The following is a 16,989-nucleotide window of genomic DNA, read 5'->3' on the forward strand; positions in this document are numbered from 1 at the left end:
GGGAAAGGGACGGCGGGCATATGGAACAAATCCGGGATAAGGCTTTGCTGGAACGGCTGATGGAGGAAAAAGGTATAGGGGGGTTCTTTTCCGGAAGCCCCCAGGGGTTCCGGCTGGTGGGCTACAAAAAGCACGAGCTGCTGGCAGCCCCCGACCGCCCGCTGAAAGACTTCCTCTTTATTTTGGAAGGCTCTGTGCGGGTATACGGCCTGCGGGAGGACGGCGGGGATTATTCCGTGGCCCAGGGCGCGGAGCAGGATATGCTGGGCATGATGGAGTTTGTGCGGGAAAGCCAGCCTGCCCTCTATACGGAGGCCCTGGAGGACACCCTTTGCATAGCGCTGCCCATAGAAAAAAACAGGGCTGTCCTGGAAAAGGACAGCCTGTTCCTGCGGCGCCTGCTGGAGTATTCTGTGCGGCTGGTTATGCTGTCCGCTATGGCGGGGCGCCCGGGGCAGCGCCTGGCGGAGAAGGTGGTGGCCTTTCTCCGGGACGTCCAGCCGGATCACACCCTGCACAGCATTAACGCGGGGCTTTTGCAGTTCCGCTGCAGCCGCAGGCAGCTTCAGCGGGTGGTGAGAAAGCTGTGCGAGGACGGGGTTTTAAAGAAGGTGGGGAAGGGGAAATATCAACTGCGGTAAGCGCTTCCGCCGCGGAGGGAAACGCCTCTGAAGGGGGAAGGCTGCGCTTACAGCAGCCCGGCCTTCTTTTCGATGAAGCAGGCGGCCACGTCTACCGCCTGGGAGCTGTCCAGGGTGCCGTTTACCACCAGATCCGCGTGCCAGCGGGTAGGCTCGATAAGCTCGTTGTGCCGAAAGCGCACAGTGTCCAGATACCGCTCTGTTACCTCCTCAAAGGTCTGGCCCCAGGCCATGAACCGGATAATCCGGCGGGCCAGGCGCTCGTCGCTGGGAAGATCTACGAAAATTTTCAAGTCTGCCCGCTCCCGGATATCGTCCAGGTACAGGGCAAAAAGGCCCTCCGCCAGCACAAGCTGGGCATCGCTGCCCTCGGCCGTAAGGCGGGTGAAGTCCTCATACATGCGGGGCAGCTCCAGGGTGTCGGGATGGTTGTGCTCCACATACTCCTTGCGGGTGATGGGGGCAATGGTATGGGGCGGCTCCTTTTTGAAATAGGAATCCATGTGGAAGGCCACTGTTTTGCACCTGGGGGAAAAGACAGCCTCCAGGCGGTCTGTCAAGGTAGACTTGCCGCTGCAGGTGCCCCCGGCAATAGCCACAACATAGGGCTTGCTCATCGCAATACATTCCTCTCTTTTGAAAATGGGCAAATTCCCCTTATCGGGGCGGCTGTGCCTCCTCCCGCAAAAGGGAGAAGATCATGTCGTCAAAGATTTCTCCCCTGGGTGTGGCCACGGCCCGGCGCAGGGTGCCCTCATGGGTGAAGCCCAGCTTTTGCAGCAGCCGGGCAGAAGGCCTGTTTTCGGAAAAAACCCGGGCGGCAAGCACCTGCGCCCCCATCTCCTGAAAGATATAGGGGATGAGGGCGGAAAGGGCTTCGGTCATATAGCCTTTGCCGGCGGCGGATTCCGCCAGATAATAGGACAGGGTGAAGGAGGCAAGGCCATAGCGCAGATCGTCCGGCTCCAGCCATACCCCTCCCAAAAGGGCGGAGGATCCCTTTTCCTCTATGTAAAAGGTGCGCTGGGCCTTTATTTCCTCCTCCACCTGCTTTTCCATCCGGGGCAGCTCCCAGGGCTTCATGGGGTTATACCGCAGCACATAAGGGCTGTTGCGGATTTCCAGCATGGCAGGAGCGTCTGCCATCTCCGGCCCGCGCAGGATAAGGCGCTCTGTTTCAATGGGCATAAGCTTCCCTCCTTACAGCAGCCTGTCGGAGCCCATGGAGCGCGCCTGATCCAGCACCTGCCGGGCGTCCTGCTCTATTGCCCGCCTGAACTGCTCCCGGAACTGCTTTAAAGCCTTCACGTCCTCTAAAAGCCGGGCCTGCTCCCGTTCCAGCTCGTAATCGTGGCGGTGCTCCAACTGGCTTTTTTCCGCCCGCACCGTGCGGATTTCGCTTTTTAACCCCCGCACCTCCTGGCGCAGCCGGGCCACCTCGGCCTGGGCCTGCTCCACGCTTTCCGCCAGCTCCTCCAAAAACTCGTCCACCTGGTCGGCATTGTACCAGCGGCCTTTTGTCTCAAACTTTACGTCGTCCAGCACCTGTCTAGTCAGCTCCATCTTCCGCGTCCTCCTTCTCCCCTGCGGCCAGCGTCTTCCGGGCCAGCCGGGTAAATTCCTCCCGCCCGTACAGGGCGTTTACTGCCTGCAGCAGGCCGTTTGCCGAAAGCCGCTCCGGCAGGCCCAGCTTCTTTTGCAGTGCCCGGCGCCTTTCCCCGCTGTCCGGGGCGCCGCTTAGGGCTAAATCGTAAAAATCACCTTTGGTTACAGGCCCCTCCTTCCCAGAGGGGCTTTCCTGTTCCTCCCCGGCAATGTGCGCCCCTGCCCGCAGCAGGGCTTCCCGCAGCACCGGCAGGGGCAGGCCCTCCACCCCCAGCTTGCCCTCCCTGGAGGGCTTTGCCTTGCGGCGCTCCTTGCCGTACACGTCGGGGATATAGGCATGCTTTATCTGCTCTGGGGGGATGCAGGCGGAAAGCTTGGAGCGGATGAGGAACCCGGCCCCGTCGCTGTCTGTGAGCACGATAAGCCCCCGCTCCCGGGCCATCCGGCGCAAAAGGGCCAGCCGCTCTTTGTCCTGGAAAATGCCGAAGCCCCTTGTCTCTATAATAACTCCTTCCACCAGGGAAGAAAGGCGGCTTTTGTCATACCGGCCCTCCACCACGATGGCCTCCCGCACCCGCATCATCTGTCCGCCCCCTGGGTGCAGCACAGCAGCAGCCGGGCAATAAGCCCGTCTAACACCAGCCTGTCCTGGAGCCGGGAGCTTTTTAAGGAAAGGTCCGCCTCCAGCAGCAGGGAAAGGCACTGGCAGAGGGTGGGGCCGCTGATGCGCCGCAGGTTTTTCTGGGCCCGGCGCAGGCGGAAGTCTTTGCCCTTATAGTCCCCGTAAGCGAGGGGGGCGTCTGCCTGCAGGCCGCTGTCCAAAGCGCCCTGCACCCGGTACATGTCCACATAGGCAGAGGCCATGGCCCCCAGAATCATGGTGGGCTTTTCCTTTTGGGCGAAAAGGTTTTCCAAAAGGCTGTATGCCTGCTGGTAATTCCCTTCCACCAAAGCATCCACCATAAGGAACACTGTGATTTCCGTGCTTTTGGGCACCAGGCGCTCTATGGCGGCGGGAGTTATCTCTGTTTCCCCCATGCCTAGGGTGTAGGCGCAGAGCTTTTCCATTTCCCCCAGCAGCCGGTTCATATCCTGGCCCCCATAGTCCAGCAGCAGCCGGAGGGATTTGGGGGGCAGGGTGCAGCCTGCCTTTTTTGCCTGCCTTGCAAGCTCCCCCCGCAGTTCTTCGGGGGATCGCCTGCCCAGCAGCAGCACGCTGCCGCATTTTTCCGCTTTCTTTAAAAAGCTGTTCCAGCGCGGGGCCTGCCTGCCGCCAGGGGAGAGGGTGGGAAACCACAACACCAGGGTGGTGGTTTCCGGCAGGGCTTCCATCAATTCATAAAGCTTGTCCAGTTCCCGCTGATCCCGCCCGAACAGATCGAAATCCCGCACAGCCACGCACTTGTGTTCTGCCATAAAAGGCAGAGCCACGCAGGCGTCGCACAGGGCGTCTATATCGCAGCCGCTGTCCAGCTCGTTCCGGTTAAACTCGGGAAAGGCTTCCCCCGCCGCCTGGGTGATAAGCTTTTGGGCGGCCTTTCGCACCATGTGCTTTTCCTCTCCCGCCACCACGTACAGGGAGGAAAGGCCGCCCTCCTCCAACTGCCGCTTTGCTTCCGCTTCCGTTATCCGGGCCACCTTAGCTTCCCTCCCTCACCGTCACTTCGCCCTGGGGGCTTACCGCCAGCCCCAGGCCATCCTCCCGCCTGGGCAGAAGGTATGTCCCTGGCGTTTCATCTATTATATCACCTGACAGCACAACAGTAAATCCCGAATTTTCCCTGGGGAGGCAGTGTATCCGCAGGCCGTCTGTTTGAAACTCTGCCTGAAAGGCCGCGCCGTTTACCGTAAAGCCCAGATAAGTGCCCAGGGGGCTGTACCGGATTTCTGTTCCCGGCAGGGCCTGATAGGCGCTGCCGGAAGGCAGGAACGTGACGGTTCCCGAAAGCTCCCGGCCAGCGTAAGCCCCCTCTGGCAGAAGGGTTTCCCCCACCGGGAAGGACTCCAGGATTTTCCTGGCGCTGCGCTTTTCCCGGCTGTCCGCTTTTGGCAGAAACAGGCTGGAAACCTCCCGGACGTTATTGCGCCGCAGAAGGCTTACGCAGTCCCCGGCCCTGCCGCCGGGACACAGCACAGCGGCTTTGCCGTCCTGTATGAAAGCGGCGCAGGCGGTTTCCCCTTCCCCCTGCACTGCCAGAACCGCAAAGCCTTGCCCGCTGTACAGGGAAAAGCCATAGGTTCCCAGGATGAAGGCCAGCAGAATCCCCGCCCCTGCCCGACGGCAAAGGGGCGTAAGCTTTGGGAAGGACAGAAAGGCCAGCAGGCACAGCACGCCTAAAAGGGCCAGCATTTCCGCCTGTCCCAGATGGATATAGACACCCGGCTGGCTTCCCAAAGCTTTGGCTATGCTTCTTGCAAGCCGGCTGAGCCATCCCGCCCACAGGGCAAAGGGCTGCGCCAAAGGCCCCAATCCTGGCAGCAGGGAAAACAGGAGCGCAAACAGGGCGCAGTACAATAGCAGGGTGCAGGGGAGGGACAGGAGCAGATTCGCCAGGGGAGACAGCAGGGCAAGCCCCCGGAACACGCAGATCTGCCAGGGGGCAGTGCCTGCCAGAGCGGCAAAGGTGACCCCCAGCACCCCGGCGGCAGGGGTGAAAAACCCTTTAAGCCGGGGGCGCTTCCCGAAGGGGCGCAGGAGGGCTTTGGTTATCCCCAGGGCCAGCACCAGGATGCCCAGGGTGGCGAAAACGGAAAGGGCCAGGCTTAGATCCCCGCCGGAAAAGGGATTTTGCAGGCAGATGACCACCAGGGCCAGCCCCAGGGAATTCAGGCCGTCGGCCCTGCGGCCCAGGCACCCGCCCAGCAGATAGGCGGCATACATCACATAGGCCCGCACAGCCGAAGGGGGAAAGCCAATCAGGCACAGGTATAAAAGCAAAACGCCTGCTGTGAGGAGGCTTTGGGGCAGGCGCTTTAAGCGGGTTTTCCGCAGCAATACCTGGATAAGCCCTGCCACTGCCCCCATGTGCAGGCCCGAAACCACCATCAGGTGGGAGCAGCCTGCCAGCCGGAAGCTTTCATTGGCATCCTCCGGCAGGCCGTCCCGCCTGCCTAACAGCATGGCCTGCAAAAGGGCCGCGTCCTCCTGGGGCAGCAGCCGGGCAAATTCCCGGGAAAGCCCGCGCCGGAATACAGCCAGGGCCTTTCCTGGCGGGTTCCCTTCGCAGGGGATGCGCCTGGCCCCGCCTCCGGCAAGGTAGCCTCCTAACTGATAGCCGTCTGCTAAAAGGCTGTTCCGCTGGGAATAAAGCCCGCCCTCTGGAAAGGTGGAAAAGGATACGGGGCACTCCACCCGGTCGTATGGCGAACAATACAGGGGGCTGGCGGCGGAAAGCCGCAGGATAAAGGGCTTTACCGGCATTTTGTCTATCTGCTCCACCCGCAGGCGGTAATAATACCGGGAATAGCGCTTTTCCGGATAATCCAGCACCAGGGCTTGTATGTCCGCCTTTTTCTCCGCCCACTGCTTTGAGGGCAGCGTCTGGCTTTCATACCGGGACAAAAACAGGGACAGGCCCAAGGCCGCCAGCAGGAACGCGCACGCGAAAAAGGGCGCCCGTTCCCCGAGCGCCCCTGCGGGCAGCGAAAGCCTCGGGGCAGCCTGCCTCTTTGCCGCCCAAAAGCCCAGAAGCCCGGCGCAAAGCCCCAGCCCCAGGCAGATCCACAGCAGCGCCCCGGCGGCCTTTGGCCCGCTCAGGGCCGCCAGCGCCAGCGCGCCATAAACGGAAAAGCCCCACAGGGCAAAGGGCCTGCCCACGGATTATTTGAAGAACAGGGGCAGAGGCTCCAGGAAGATGATGTCCTCCCTGTCCTTGGCGTCGCCCTCAGCCAGCACGCAGGCCTTGCCCACCACCTGCCCGCCAATGGTGTGGAGCAGCTCCTCCATGGCGGCAAGGGACTCCCCGGTGGAAATTACATCGTCCACAATGAGGATGCGCCTGCCCTTTAAATTCTCGCAGTCTGCCTTGGAGAGGTACAGCTTCTGCACGTGGTCGGTGGTGATGGACTTCACCTCCACGTGGATGGGATCCTCCATATAGGCCTTCACGCCCTTGCGGGCCACCACATAATTGCGGCAGCCAATGCGGGCCATCTCATAGGCCAGGGGGATGCCCTTGGACTCTGCCGTGACGATAACATCATGGGCCGGGCACTTTTTCAGCAGCTCCGCTGCCGTCCGCTCGGTGATTTCCACGTCGCTGAACATGACAAACCCCGCTATGTCCAGCTTCTCGTCGATAGGGCAGATAGGCAGCGACCGCTTGCAGCCTGCTATCTCCATGTCGTATGTTTTGCTCATTTCCCATACATCCTTTCTTTATTTGGACGGGCTGCCGCCCGTACCTGCTTTAAGGGGCTTTTTGAAAAAAGCCCCTTAAAAATCCGCAAAAACTTTCACTCTCTCCCTGTCAGAAGCCCCTGGGAAGGAAGCGCCCAAAACCAATAATTTATAAAATTAGTTTTTGGATCAAAACATTCCCAAAGGGAATGTTTGCCCTTCTTTGAAAAAAGGGTTGTGGGGTTCTCAGGGGGTGAGCGTGTGCCAGTGGCACACATGTGCGGACCGACCGAGCCGGCAGGCGAGACTCAAAGCCCCTGAGCCGCCGGAGGCAAAACCCCACGGCCTTACGCCGGAAACCTCCCTCACAGGGTTTCCAGCGTAAGCTCTTCCCCGTTAGCCGACAGGGCGATGCCGGAAATAGCGCCCTCCCCCTTCTGCACCAACAGGGAGGCCAGCTTATCCTCCACCATGCGCCGCAGGTTGTTGCGCAGATCCCTGGCACCGCTGTGCCCATGGATGGATTTTTCCGCAAGCAGGGCGCAGGCCGCCTGGTCATAGGCGAGGGCGATGCCCTTTTCCTTGAGGGAGCCTTTATATTCGTCCAGCATTAAGGCCGCGATTTTCTTATAATCCTCCACGTCCAGGGGCCGGAACACCACCACTTCGTCGATACGGCTTAAAAACTCCGGGCGCAGGAAATCGGTGAGGGCTTTCATGGCCTTTTCCCGGCTTAGATCCGCTGTAGTTTTGGCAAAGCCCAAAGCCCCTTCCTTTTTGTCGCTGCCCGCGTTGGAGGTCATGACGATGACCGTGTTTTCAAAGTTTACGGTTCGCCCATGGGCGTCTGTAATGCGGCCCTCGTCCAGGATTTGCAGAAGGATGTTCAGCACGTCCGGGTGGGCCTTCTCAATTTCATCTAAAAGCAGCACAGAATAGGGCCTGCGCCGCACTTTCTCCGTAAGCTGCCCCGCCTCGTCATAGCCCACATAGCCCGGGGGCGAGCCGATGATTTTCGATACGGAATGCTTTTCCATAAATTCCGACATATCCAGGCGGATGAGGGTTTCCGGGGCGTCGAAAAGCTCCTGGGACAGCACCCGCACCAGCTCTGTTTTGCCGGTGCCTGTGGGGCCGACAAAGATGAAGGAGGCCGGATGCCTGCGGGGGCTTATCTGCACCCGGCTGCGGCGCACAGCCGCTGCCACAGCGCCAATGGCTTCCTCCTGGCCCAGGATTTTTTTCGAGAGCACTTCCTCCAGGTTTGCAAGCTTGGAAAGTTCGTTTTCCTCCACCCGGGCGGCGGGGATACCCGTCCAAAGCTCTATCACATAGGCCAAGTCCTGCTCCTCCACCGCGGAGAAAACACCTTCCTGCCGCAGCTTATCCAGGCCCTCCTCCAGGGTGGCAATGCGGTAATGGGTTTTGGCCAGCTCTTCGTAATCTATCTGCATGCCTGTGGGGGCGGTCAAGTCCTGCTCCCGGACGCGCTCTTTTTGCAGGGCGCGCTCCTTGCTTTCATATTCCTCCAGGCGCTTGTTGCGCAGGGCAGCGCAGGCGCAGGCCTCGTCTAAAAGGTCGATGGCCTTGTCAGGGAGATAGCGGTCGCTGATATACCGCTCGGAAAGCACCACCATCCGCCGGGCAATGGCATCGGAGACGGTGACCCGGTGGTAATCCTCATAATACTTTTTAATGCCCAGAAGCACCTCCGCCGCGTCCTCCAGGGAAGGCTCTGCCACAGTGACAGGCTGGAAGCGGCGCTCTAAGGCCGCGTCTTTTTCAATATATTTCCGGTACTCGGAAAAGGTGGTGGCCCCAATCATCTGGATTTCCCCCCGGGACAAAGCGGGCTTTAAGATGTTGGCGGCATTCATGCTGCCTTCCGCGTCCCCGGTGCCCACCAGGTTATGGACTTCATCTAAAAACAGGATGATGTTCCCGTCAGCCTTCACCTCGTCGATAAGCCCCTTAATGCGGCTTTCAAACTGGCCCCGGAACTGGGTGCCCGCAATGAGGGCGGTTAAATCCAGAAGCTGCACTTCCTTGTCCTGGAGCTTGGCGGGCACATCCCCCTGGGCAATGCGCAAAGCAAGGCCTTCTGCCACGGCGGTTTTGCCCACGCCAGGCTCACCGATTAAGCAGGGGTTGTTTTTGGTGCGGCGGGAGAGGATCTGCACCACCCGCTGCACTTCCTTTTCCCTGCCGATAATATTGTCAAGCTCCCCTGCCCGGGCCTTGGCAGTGAGATCCGTACAGAAATTCTGGATGTGCTTGCGCTTTTTCTTGTGGACGTTCTCCCGCTTCTCCCGGGTGCGCTGTGTGCGCCCCCCATTTTCCCCGGGAGCGCCGCCCAGCATCATCTCCGCAGGCAGGGTCTGAGCGCCGCCAGGAGTGAACAGGCTGGTTTCCTCCCCCTGCTCCTCCCCGTCGCCTCCGGTCATGCCCAGCATCTGGGCCATCTGCTCGGTGGCCTCGGCAAATTCCTCCTCGCTCATGCCCGTCTGCTCCTTTAAGCTGGACATCATGTTGTTCATAAAGTCGTTGACAGGCTGTATGCCCAGTTCCTTGGCGCACACAAAGCAATATCCTTTTATCTCCTTGCTGTCCATCGCCTGGGAAACAAATACGGTGGCCGGACGCTTGTGGCATCGCGTACACATCATCATGGCGTTTGTTCCTTTCTGTTTTTTCTGCTTTGGCCTTACATGCGCCAAACCGGAAGCAGGCCGGCTGGTAAATCTCCTTGATTGCCGCGGCGCAGCGCCGCACCTTTCATTATACTAACGAAAAGGCCCCCACGCAAGTACATTGTGGGGGTAAGTCCAAAAATTAACAAAACATTTTCAATTGGGAAAGCTGTGAAAAGAGGGGACAAAGCATAGTATGCCCCGCAAAAACGCAGATACGGGGCATAGGGGTGAAAACTTTTGGAAATGGGGCGCAGTTTGCTTTTTCACGCAAAAGGAAAATTTTCCCGCAGCCATGCGGCAGACTCCCGCAAAGCGGCCCGCATGCTTTTCGCGCCATAGTGCTCGATGGTGCAGACGCCCTCATAGCCGTCTGCCGCCAGCCGGGACAAAAGCCCGGCTATGGGGATTTCCCCCTTGCCCACCGGGGCGGGGTATAAAAGCCGCCCATCGGCGGCAGCGGCGGCGTGCTCCCCCCACTGGGGGGAATAAGCCCTGTCTTTCAGGTGGACGTGGGAAATCCGGCTTTTCAGCTTCTCATAGGCTGCCAGCTCGTCCTCCCCCGCAAAGCGGAAATTGCCTGTGTCAAAGCAGCAGGAAAGGCCGGGGCAGCGGCTTAAAAAGTATTCCAGGCCCTCCGCTGTGGAGAAGGGGGCCAGCAGGCTGTCGTAATCCTCCATCACCAGGGACACCCCGTATCCCGCCGCCTTTTCCCCCAGGCGGTTCAGGCACTGGGCCATGCTTTCCATTTGGCAGCTTTTTTCCTCCGGGGAATCCCCTTCCTGGAAAAACCCAGGGATGACAAGGATTTTCCCTGCCCCCAGATACCGGGCGGCCTCCAGGACAGGCTGGCTCTGCCTGTCCACGTTATCGTCCCTGCCAAAATCGAAATAAGCGGGGATGGAGGAGATTTCCAGGCCCACAAAGCTAAGCTCCCGGCCCACCTCGTCCTCCCGGCCCAGCAGGTTGTTCTGGGATACCTCCATATGGGTGATGCCCAGGCTTTTGATGTATTGGAGGGCTTCGGTCAGTCCGATTTTTTCCTCCCGGGCCATGTCCTTCATGTGATCGTAAAAAGTGGCAAGCTGCATAATGGGCAGTCCTTTCTTTTGTCAGTTTTGCGGCTTTTATGTACGGGCCGCCAGACGTTTGCCTGTCTCCACGGCGGCTCTGAAACAGATGTCCGTAAGGCCCGCGCCGCCCTGGGGTAAAATGCCCTCATCCCATTCCGGGCCGTCCAGGGTGTCGGTAACATAGAAAAACTGGGCAAAGTCCACGTTCCTAAACTGGGCCACAGCCGCCAGACCCGCGCACTCCATCTCCACGCTGACGCAGCCCTGTTCCCGCCGCCGCTGGGCCTTCTTCTCTGTCTCCCGGAAGAAAGCATCTGTCGTCCAGGTTTTGCCCTCTATGTAGGGATAATGGAGGCTGTCCAGTGCTTCCCGGCAGGCCTTTACACAGCGGGGCTGCAGCTCTATCTCGTCCGCCGGGGGCAGGTAGTGGTAGGAAAGTCCCTCGTCCCGGATGGCGGCAGTGGGGACAATCAAATGCCCGTGGGCGATATCCCGGCGCAAGGTTCCCGCCGCCCCGCAGAACACAAAATGCCTGCCGCCCCAGGCCCAGATATCTTCCGCAAAGCCCGCTGCCGCCGGCGCTCCCACATGGGGCAAAAACAGGGCCACATCCGTTTCAAAAGCATGCACGCGGTAGATGGGCACCCAGCCTGTGCAGAATTTGCTGTAGCCCAGCACTTCGCCGCTATACTTTTCCAAAAGCTCGTCCACAATAGTTTTAGAGAATATGCCCACGCATATGGCAGGAAAGTCCGGGATTGGCTCCTGGTGGGAGGGATTGATGATGGCCACCGGGTTGGGGTCGAATTCATTGCACAACATTGCCGCATGCCTCCTTTACAATATAAAATTGTCTTATTATAACAGAAAGGCTATTTTCTGTCAAGGGAAACAATAAAGCAGGCGCACCATTTACGGGAAATGGCGCGCCCGCCCTATGCTTTCCAATACGCTTTAATAGAGCATGACCAGATCTTCCCCGGCGGCAACCATGCCCAGCTTTAAAATGCGCAGGCGGCGCTGGGCGCAGTTGCAAAAGACCATAGGCATTGCCAGGGAAAAGCCGGACTGGGTAAGTATCGTTGGGTCGAATGTGAGCAAAGGTTCCCCGCGCGCCACCATGTCCCCCCGGGAGACGTGAAGCTGGAAGCCCCGGCCCTGAAGCCGGTGGGTATCCAGGCCCACGTGGAGGATAAACTGCTCGCCCAGGGAGGTTTGCAGGCCCACGGCATGCCCGGTGGAAAAGGCAAAATACACCTGGGCGTCAGCAGGGGCCAGCAGGGTGTGGGTGGAGGGCAGCAGCAGCACGCCCCGGCCCATGCGGCCCTGGGCAAAGCAGGGATCCTCGCACTGGGAGAGGGGCAGCACACTGCCGGAGACAGGGCTTGCAAAGACAGAAGGGACAGCCATAGGTGAACCTCCTTTCAAGGGCAGCTCTTTGCCTGCATTATACCCCAAGTATAAACAAAAAGCAATAGGTTTCCCCATTTCGCCTGCAAAAAAAGCAAAAAGAAGCCCCCGCCGGGAGGCGGGGGCTGTGGGCTTATCTTGTTGCGGTAGCTTGCCAGGCAGATGGTATGGTCACTTTTACATCGTAACCGTATTCAGTGTTGGCTTTAACAATGTTTACCTTAACTGTCAATGGCGTTCTGCCCGTATGCCAAGATGAATTACATAAGTTGGCATCAAATGTAACAGTGGTGTTATCTGTTGCGTTTGAAAAATTAAGGGTAAGAGAAGTGGTTGTCTGCGGGTCTTTGCTGGAGTCTGTTACGACTGTAACATTGCCTGTTCCCACATTGTCCAAAATGTACTCTGCGCTGATGAAATTATCTGTACTTGTGGCGCTTAAGTCTTTAGTACGTGTGGTAACAGTGCGAAGCTTCCGGTTCTGGCCTGTGCCGTAAATCATATAAAGAGGTTTGTCAAAATTAAGGGTTACAGTGCCAGTGAAAACGCCATTTTGAAGATTTGGTCTGCTATCTTCCGGCACATTGGCGGTTGCGTCAGTTACTTTAGGCGGCTGTGTGTCATCCAGCATGAAGGGATATACAGCACGGAATGCATAGCTTTCCGGGTTTGAGGCACTGCTCAGCGCACTCTTACCTACCGCAATAAAGCAGTATTCCTGGTTGTATGACAGCTTGAATTCACTCTTGCTGCAATCCACCACAAGGTTTCTGCTGGCTGTGGCATCGCCACTTCCGTTGGCCAGAATGGATGTGTTGTTAACGCCTTGTGTGCGGATATAGTCGGAAAGGCTTTCTTTCAGCTTTGTACTGGCCTTTTGGTCGAACAGGGAACCGTCTGTCTGCGGGCTTGCATTGGTGCCCATGGATTCAAAGACACGATATGTTTTGTCATTAATAGAGCTACCGGTTGTTGGATCACTGTCGTATTTGTCTGTTTGACCAGGAGTTGTACTCGCTTTGAGATAGCTGAACAGTTCTGAACCCATCTGTGAGGAATAAGGCACGATAATGTAGTTAATATTGGTGGTAGAGGCCAAATTTGTTTTTACTGTGATGTTAGAACCGCTTTGCTGCAGGGTAAGCACTGGGCGGGTGATGGGCAATGTTTTGAATTTATAGACATACACGCCTTCAGAATAGCGGTTAGAGCCGCCCTGGGTGACAAAGTATGCGTAATAGTTGGTGTCAGCCTGCAACCCTTCTATCTCCACAGGCATGGTAGCGCTGCCTACATTGGACACCGTGCCGTTGGCAATGCTTGCCGCGCCGCCCATGGTAGAAGGCGATATAATGTTGTTGACATTAGGAGAGCGCATTACATCATCCTCATAATAATGAGTGGGATCTGACATTTCAGGCATGCCAACGCCGTCAACGACGGGGTTTGGTCTAATAGACAGCTTGCTGCCGTCAGTGCCGATAGGATCAAATATACCTTCTTTGAGTATTACATAATGCACTCTGCCAATGCGGTTGTTTTTTAGTGCCAGTGTCATGCGCACGCCGCTGTCACCTGGGGTGAAGGTAACTTGCTCATTGTTCAGCTCAGGTGCTGTCATATCGGAGAAGCGTTTTACCACGGAGAAGCCGTTAGGATTCGTAATATCCGTAAACAGCCCGTTTTTCACATCTGCCATGATGCTGTTTTTATACAGGCCGCCGTAAATGTTGGAAAGGTTGTTGGCCCTGCCAGCCAGAACGGTAACTTCACAGTTTATATCGCCGTTAAAGGTATCCCGGTCGCGGTTGTTATTCATTTCTGTGAAGTGGAGGGCGAACTCGTATACTACGCCTTCTTTCAAAGCTTCGTCAGAATCGCCAGTTAAGAGATATGGCAAGGGATTCTGGCCCGATTTATCTATGCGTACCAATCCAACGCCTGCCTCTGTCATGTCGGTAGACACCAGTACGTTCTGTTCTGTGCCAATTCTTCTCCATGCCGTTGTGCTGGTGTTGGAATCTTCGCCTGGGTCGAGTTCGCGGCGGTACAGCTCGAATCTGGAGGTGGTGTCCAGCCACATAATCATGTCCCAGTAGGTGCCGGGGCTGGCGCTGTTAGTGGCTTCAGGCGTAATGGAGAAGCCAATGTCAAGAGCCTTGTTGCCGCCACTGCCATCCGAGACGCCTTGCAAAGTTGTGGCAGTAATTTCGTTCATCTGTGCCAGCGCCGAAACCGTTGTAAACCGTTCCGTTCTGTCCTGTTCCATGCGGTTCTGGGCCGGGGAGGCGTCTATGATATTCCGGAATTCAAAATAGTAGGTGGAGCCACTGCCCATATTGATGGCGTCGGTATCTTCCGTGCCGCTGGGCAGGGTGAGGATCATCTTGCCGCTGCGGTCCAGCTCCAGCTTGGCGTTTTCAAAGTTAATATTCACCTTGGTGGCATTGCCGCCTGTCACCTGATACATCTGGATCATCTCCGGCAGAATACGCAGCAGTTCCTGGCGGGCCGCCTGCTGCTGCGCGCCGGATATAGTGGAATCCTTGCTCTTCCAGGTGTTGTACAGGGCCAGAGGCTCGGCGCTGGTAGGCTCGTAGAGGATATTTTCGCTGAACTCAATGTGTACATCCGCGTCAGCATAGGGCTGGGGCCTGTTGTCCACGCCTGTGGCCGATCTGCTGAAGGTGACCTCCGCTGTGGGCGGGGTGCTGTCCAGGGTATACACGGTGATTTTCTTCACGATGTCCGAGTAGTTCCCTGTAGGCGTGGCATTGTCCACCGCGATATAATACATATCATAGATGGTTTCCTTCTGCAGCCCGGTGATATTGGTGGAAGCCGGCACGCCGGCTTCGGCCTTCATGCTGCCCCGCTTTATAACCTTGCCGCCGTCCGCGGTTTGGGCATTGCGGATCTGTATCTTGGCAGAGTCGTCCCGCAGGAACTCCTCGGTGGTGTTGGTCCAGGGCGGATCGTGGCCCTTAGGCGGCGTGGGGAAGTTTTCACCGGTTTTTACCAGCACCCAGTAAATCGTGCCCGGCTCGTTGATAATGCACTCGGCGCCCACATTGGTGGCGCCCATGGTGGTCTGCTGCATATCTGTGGTGAACTCCGGCGGGGTTTTGTCCCGGGTGGTGAACTGCAGCTTCGTAATGCTGGAGCTTTTAATGCCGTCGGCATCTGCCAGCCACAGGTACAGATCATAGGTGGCCTGCTCTTCCAGCTCTACCACCTTATCCGGCTGGGTGGAGTTGGGATAGATAATCCGGTTCACCTGCACAGACTCTGTCTTGTTCTTGCCCAGGCCCACCCGGCCGTATCCCAGGGGATCCACAAAGCCGAAGGACAGGAACTCGTTCTGGGTGGGCTGGGTGCTGCCCTTGGGCAGCAGCACATAGTAAAGGTCGCACTTCTTGTTTGCCATTACTGTGACCCAGGACTCCTCTGTTTCCACCTCCAGCATCCGGGGATACTCCGGGTTGAAGGCGGGGGTGATGTTGTCCGGGGTTTCAAAGCGCTCGCTGTACACAGGGCTTTTGTGCCCCCGGGCGTCTACCAGCACGGCGGAAACATAATAGGTGCCGCTGGAGGTGAGGCCCTTGAGCTTTTCGGGGAATACAAACTCTGTGTTGGAGGATTCGGACTTATAGTTGCCGGAAAGCAGGAAGCCGGAACCATAGGAGGGGTTGATAAGCTTATCCTGGCCTTCTGTGGTATCAGGCACAGGGCCCATGGCAGCGGTGGTCAGGCCCCAGTACACAGTGCCGGACTTGTTGGTGGAGGCAATGCCGTCAGCCTCAGTGGGGGCCACGTTTGCCACCTTGGGATAGCCGTTTAAGATGCGGGGCTCCTGGGAATACTCCTGGGCCTGGGAGGCATCCATGTTCTCGCCGGAAATCTCCGCGTCCAGGCCGGGCCGGATGGTTATCTTGTCCGGCAGCATGGTGGTGGTGGAGTCGGGGGAGTTGATGGTCAGATGGCCGATGTCCCCGGTGCCCTCCACCTTGGTGCCCACATCCAGGTTCACCTCGTCAGCCGCCGCGTTTACTTCCAGGCGCAGGGTGGAGTTTGTGGCCTTTTCGTCAATGGTAACCCGGGAAGCGTCTGCGTCGCCCAGGATCAAGGTGGAATTGGGGGTGCGGTTCACCACGTTTTCCAGGTTCCCTGCCAGAGTGAAGCTGTCTCCGGAAGATCCCTCCAGGGATACGTTCAAAATGCCGTAGCCGTCCCGGCAGCCGTCCTCCAGGAAAGCGTCAGAGCGGAACAGGCCGTTGGTGATATGGGTGCGGCCCTCGGTGAGCACAGAAATATACTGCCCGGTGGGAGCGTCTACAATCAGCGTGCTGGTGTCCACGCCCCGGAGCAGGACGCTGTTTTTGCCCAGCTCGCTGGAGCCGCCGCCGGCTATGATAATGCGGCCCCGCACCTGCACGTTTTCCAGCACCACATCACCCAGGCTGACGCCGCCGCTGATGTAGAGATCCCCGGTAATGATAGTGTCCCGCAGGGTGACGTTGGTGCAGTTGATGGTCAGGCTGCCGAACACGCCGCCAGGGGCATGGACGCCAGGTTCGTTAATCAGGGAGCCGATGCCTACGCACAGCATCTTCATGGCCTCGCCCCGGGTGACGTTTTGCTGGGGCCGGCAGGTGCCGTCCGCATAGCCGTCGATAATGCCTGCCAGGATGGCGGCCCGCACATAGCCCCGGCTGTAGGGGCTGAAATCCCGCCCGTCGGTGAAGTCTATCACTTCCCCGGGGATTTCGTCCAGACGCATGTTCCGGGCCAGCAGGGTGATGGCCTGCTCCCGGGTGAGGGGCGCGTTGGGAGCGGCGGTGGCGTTGTCGTGGCCCTTGAAAATGCCTGCGGTGTAGGCCTTGCAGATATCCTCATAGAACCAGTCCTTGGGATGCACGTCCTTAAAGGGGATAGGCCCTAAATCCGTATAGCCGTAGGCCCGGTTCATCATGGCGACAAATTCCGCCCGGGTGATGGGGGAGTCCGGGCGCATATTGCCGCCCGGATCGCCCTTCACCACGTCCCAGCTCTTCAGTTTTTCCAGATAGGGCGTTACCCAGCTTGCGGCGGAAGCCGTCTGGCTGGGCAGCAGAGAAACGGAAACCGCCAGCAGCATGCATAAAAGCATGGCCAGCGCCCGTTTGCCGGTGCGTTTCAAGGTGTTCATAGTAAAATCCCTCTCTTTGCTGTGGAGTCTTTATGGATGCGGG

Annotated in this window: 13 protein-coding genes; 1 reads left to right on the forward strand and 12 read right to left on the reverse strand. The window is 58.2% G+C overall.

The window, feature by feature from the left end; genetic code table 11:
* Positions 1-20 precede the first annotated feature (20 nt).
* Positions 21-641: a Crp/Fnr family transcriptional regulator gene (locus D1841_RS07830; protein WP_160642784.1), complete on the forward strand. Its 621-nt coding sequence runs from the start codon at positions 21-23 to the stop codon at positions 639-641.
* Between the two features lie 47 nt (positions 642-688).
* Here D1841_RS07830 and D1841_RS07835 read toward each other — a convergent pair whose 3' ends face one another.
* From D1841_RS07835 to D1841_RS07890, 12 genes are all read right to left on the reverse strand, one after another.
* Positions 689-1,258 carry a uridine kinase gene (locus D1841_RS07835; protein WP_160642783.1) on the reverse strand — a complete coding sequence of 190 codons (570 nt, stop codon included), beginning with the start codon at positions 1,256-1,258 and terminating at the stop codon, positions 689-691.
* Positions 1,259-1,298: 40 nt separating this feature from the next.
* Positions 1,299-1,829 (reverse strand): GNAT family N-acetyltransferase, encoded by a 531-nt coding sequence (locus D1841_RS07840; RefSeq protein WP_160642782.1) that lies wholly within the window; start codon positions 1,827-1,829, stop codon positions 1,299-1,301.
* A gap of 12 nt (positions 1,830-1,841) precedes the next feature.
* On the reverse strand, positions 1,842-2,204 hold the full coding sequence (locus D1841_RS07845) for a DivIVA domain-containing protein (RefSeq protein ID WP_160642781.1): 363 nt from the start codon (positions 2,202-2,204) through the stop codon (positions 1,842-1,844).
* On the reverse strand, positions 2,191-2,829 hold the full coding sequence (locus D1841_RS07850; RefSeq protein ID WP_160642780.1) for a toprim domain-containing protein: 639 nt from the start codon (positions 2,827-2,829) through the stop codon (positions 2,191-2,193). Before D1841_RS07850 ends, D1841_RS07845 begins: the two co-directional genes overlap by 14 nt.
* Entirely contained in the window at positions 2,826-3,884 is a 1,059-nt protein-coding gene (holA, locus tag D1841_RS07855) for a DNA polymerase III subunit delta (RefSeq protein ID WP_160642779.1), read from the reverse strand. Before holA ends, D1841_RS07850 begins: the two co-directional genes overlap by 4 nt.
* Position 3,885: 1 nt before the next feature.
* A complete protein-coding gene (locus tag D1841_RS07860) occupies positions 3,886-6,063 on the reverse strand; it encodes a ComEC/Rec2 family competence protein (RefSeq protein WP_160642778.1) in 2,178 nt (725 codons plus the stop codon).
* Positions 6,064-6,066: 3 nt separating this feature from the next.
* The gene (locus tag D1841_RS07865) at positions 6,067-6,606 is read right to left on the reverse strand and encodes a phosphoribosyltransferase family protein (protein ID WP_160642777.1); all 540 of its coding nucleotides are present in this window, start codon (positions 6,604-6,606) and stop codon (positions 6,067-6,069) included.
* Positions 6,607-6,950: 344 nt separating this feature from the next.
* Complete coding sequence (locus D1841_RS07870) at positions 6,951-9,251, reverse strand: ATP-dependent Clp protease ATP-binding subunit (RefSeq protein ID WP_160642806.1); 2,301 nt, start codon at positions 9,249-9,251, stop codon at positions 6,951-6,953.
* Between the two features lie 290 nt (positions 9,252-9,541).
* Entirely contained in the window at positions 9,542-10,366 is an 825-nt protein-coding gene (locus D1841_RS07875) for a sugar phosphate isomerase/epimerase (RefSeq protein WP_160642776.1), read from the reverse strand.
* A gap of 36 nt (positions 10,367-10,402) precedes the next feature.
* A complete protein-coding gene (locus D1841_RS07880; protein ID WP_160642775.1) occupies positions 10,403-11,170 on the reverse strand; it encodes a nucleoside phosphorylase in 768 nt (255 codons plus the stop codon).
* 132 nt (positions 11,171-11,302) lie between these two features.
* Complete coding sequence (locus tag D1841_RS07885) at positions 11,303-11,758, reverse strand: PTS glucose transporter subunit IIA (protein WP_160642774.1); 456 nt, start codon at positions 11,756-11,758, stop codon at positions 11,303-11,305.
* Positions 11,759-11,891: 133 nt separating this feature from the next.
* On the reverse strand, positions 11,892-16,946 hold the full coding sequence (locus D1841_RS07890) for an S-layer homology domain-containing protein (protein WP_160642773.1): 5,055 nt from the start codon (positions 16,944-16,946) through the stop codon (positions 11,892-11,894).
* Between the last annotated feature and the right edge of the window lie 43 nt (positions 16,947-16,989).

The organism is Neglectibacter sp. X4 (assembly GCF_009917365.1).
In the GTDB taxonomy this organism is placed as follows: Bacteria; Bacillota; Clostridia; order Oscillospirales; family Acutalibacteraceae; genus Acutalibacter.